The following is a 2890-nucleotide window of genomic DNA, read 5'->3' on the forward strand; positions in this document are numbered from 1 at the left end:
CGTACACCGACATCTACTCCTAATCCACCTCTCTCTACCCCTCGCAGACGCGCTCCCGATCTCGACCCGCAGCCGCAGCCGCAGCGGAGGCATGGTCTGATCCACCGCCTCGGCCACTGAGCCCCGGCACGTCCGGAACGCCGGGCGCGGGCATGCGCCGTACGCTGCGCATGCCCGCGCCCGTCCCCGCGCCGGCCCTCCGGAGGGAGTAGAGCATGCCGTCCGCAGCCCTCTTCGACGTCGACGGAACGCTGCTCGACACCAGTTACCTGCACACCATCGCCTGGTCGGAGGCGCTCGCCCAGTTCGGGTACGAGCCGGCGACCGCGCGGATCCACCGGGCGATCGGCATGGCCGGCGACCAACTGCTCGACCACCTGCTCGGCACCGACCGGGACCACTCGCAGGACGACGCGATCAGCGCCGCCCAGCAGGCGCTCTACGCCCGATTCCGGCCCCGGCTGCGGGCCTTCGACGGCGCGGCGGACCTGCTCCGCGAGGTCGCCGCACGCGGGCGGCGGGTGGTGCTGGCGAGTTCGGCCTCCGGACGCGACCTGGAGGTGATGCGGCGGGTGCTCGGGGCCGAGGACGTGCTCTGGGCGGCCACCGGCGCCGACGACGTCGAGACCTCCAAACCCGCCCCCGACCTGGTGTACGCGGCCCTCGACCGGGCCGAGGCCGGCCCCGGCCAGGCCCTGTTCGTCGGTGACACCCGGTGGGACGTCCAGGCCGCCGCGGCGGTCGGCGTCCCGTGCATCGCCGTCACCTGCGGCGGGGTGGGGGAGTGCGAGCTGCGCGCCGCCGGCGCCCTGGAGGTCCACGCCGATCCGGCCGCACTGCTCGCCGCCCTCGACGACAGCGCCCTGGGCCGGGCCTGACGGCCCCGGGCCCGGGAGCCGTCCTCGAAGGGCGCTCGGGTGGCCGGTTCCAGGGGCGCGCGGGAGCACCTCAACCGACCCTCCGAGTCGACCGACCCCCGGGCACCTTCGGAAGACGACTCCTGGCGCCCGCGGCGGGCGTGTCGTCGGGTGCCCCGGAGCAGGACGAACAGGGTGACCGCGGCCGCCGTCCCGCAGACCGCCCGCAGGGCCACCGCCGTGGCCGGGACTCCCGCGGTGGCCGGCCCCACCGCGCACACGGCGGCCAGCAGCAGCGCGCACGGCGGCAGCCGCCGCAGCGCCCGCCGGACGCCGTCCCACCGGCCGAGCCGCATGGTGCGGAGCCGCAGTTCGAGGTCCGAGTCCTGGCCGGGCCGGAGTTCCATCCGGCGGAGTATCCGCCGTTCACGCCAGGAGAGGCCGGGACCGTCCACCGCCGTCACCTCCGTCCGCCCCCGGCGGCTCCGGGAAGTCGCTCCGCCTCCAGAGGCGGGCCGAGCCCGCGGATCCGTTGCGCGCCCACCCGGGCGGACCCGCCGGACACCGCCGATCCGCGGACAGCCGACCAGAAGATTCGCACCTTTCAGCCTTCTTGTTCCGGTTTCATCCACTGCGTGCGGTTAGTGGCCCGCCGAGCGGGTAGAACGACCAGAAGGAGGCGTCGGGCCCAGGCTGCCCCCCTCCGCGACCCGGTGGCCGTCGGCCGCCGGGGATTCCGGCACCTCGACGTGCCGGGGCGCCACCGTCTGAAGCCGTCGGGCGGCCGGGTGTCCCACCCCCCGCAGCGTGCTGCGCCGTGCGCGCACGTCCTGCGGTCCCCCCGCCCCACGGAGATGACTCCCCGTGTCCGCTGTTGCCGCTTCCACGACCACCGCCGCCCCTGCGGCGCCCGTCGAACCCGCCACCGCCCCGGCCCCGCGCCCGACCCAGCAGGAGATGCGGGCCATGGGCAAGGCCGAGGCCCGGGCCCTCAGCGACGCGCTCTTCGAGCGCCTCGCCGCCCTCGAACCCGGCACCCACGAGTACAGCTACGTCCGCGGCACCATCATCGAGCTGAACATGCCGCTGGTCCGCTTCGTCGCCGCGGGCTTCCGCCACCGCGCCGCCGACATGGACGACATCCTGCAGGTCGGGACGGTCGGCCTGATCAAGGCGGTGGACGGCTACGACCACCGGCGCGGCGTCGAGTTCGTCACCTACGCGATCCCGACGATCACCGGCGAGGTCAAGCGGTTCTTCCGCGACACCACCTGGCCCGTGCGGGTGCCGCGCAGCCTGCAGGAGCTCTACCTGACCGTGGCGCGCTCCTCCGACCGGCTGGAGCAGGACCTCGGCCGGCTGCCCACCCCGCAGGAGCTCGCCGAGGAGCTCGGACTCGCGCCCGACCAGGTCGCCGCGGGCCTCACCGCCGGCCGCGCCTACCGCTCGGACTCGCTGGACGCGCTCCGCGAGGACAGCCCGGACGAGCCCGGCAGCTCCCTCCTGGACCGCCTCGGCGCCTGCGACGCGGACTTCGACCTGGTCGACTTCCGGGAGTCCGTCCGCCCGCTGCTGCAGGAACTGCCGGAGCGCGAGCGGACGGTGCTGAAGCTGCGGTTCTGGGGCGGCCACACCCAGTCGGAGATCGCGGCCCGGATCGGCGTCTCCCAGATGCACGTCTCCCGCATCCTCGCCGCCACGCTCCGCCAGCTGCGCGAACGCCTGGACGACGCAGGCTCGGACGGCGCCCGCCGGCCCGCCCCGACCGGATGACCCGAAGACCGCGAGTGCACCTCAAGGGCGCGTGGGGGCACCTCCCGGCCGAAGGCCGGGGGAGAACTGCGCAATTGGGATGCGGGCCACCCCGAACGCCTCGACCGGCTCGGGCGGGCCGGGCGCGGCCGCCGGGCTACGCTGGCTCCGTGGCAGGCCGCGCCGAACACCACCCCGCGGCGCCGCCCGGCCCGGAGCCCGACGACGGCGCCGGGGCGGACGAGCGGTCCGTGCTGCAGGCCACCGTCGACCGGCTGCGG

At 75.6% G+C, this 2890-nt stretch carries 2 protein-coding genes; both read left to right on the forward strand.

Annotation, left to right across the window (positions count from 1 at the left end; translation table 11 throughout):
- Positions 1-215: 215 nt before the first annotated feature.
- A complete protein-coding gene (locus tag ABZ641_RS31465; protein ID WP_344624780.1) occupies positions 216-878 on the forward strand; it encodes an HAD family hydrolase in 663 nt (220 codons plus the stop codon).
- Between the two features lie 843 nt (positions 879-1721).
- Positions 1722-2630 carry a SigB/SigF/SigG family RNA polymerase sigma factor gene (locus ABZ641_RS31470; RefSeq protein ID WP_344624779.1) on the forward strand — a complete coding sequence of 303 codons (909 nt, stop codon included), beginning with the start codon at positions 1722-1724 and terminating at the stop codon, positions 2628-2630.
- The last annotated feature ends 260 nt before the right edge of the window (positions 2631-2890 follow it).

Origin of the sequence: Kitasatospora sp. NPDC007106 (assembly GCF_040634455.1) — a bacterium.
Taxonomy (GTDB): Bacteria; Actinomycetota; Actinomycetes; order Streptomycetales; family Streptomycetaceae; genus Kitasatospora; species Kitasatospora arboriphila.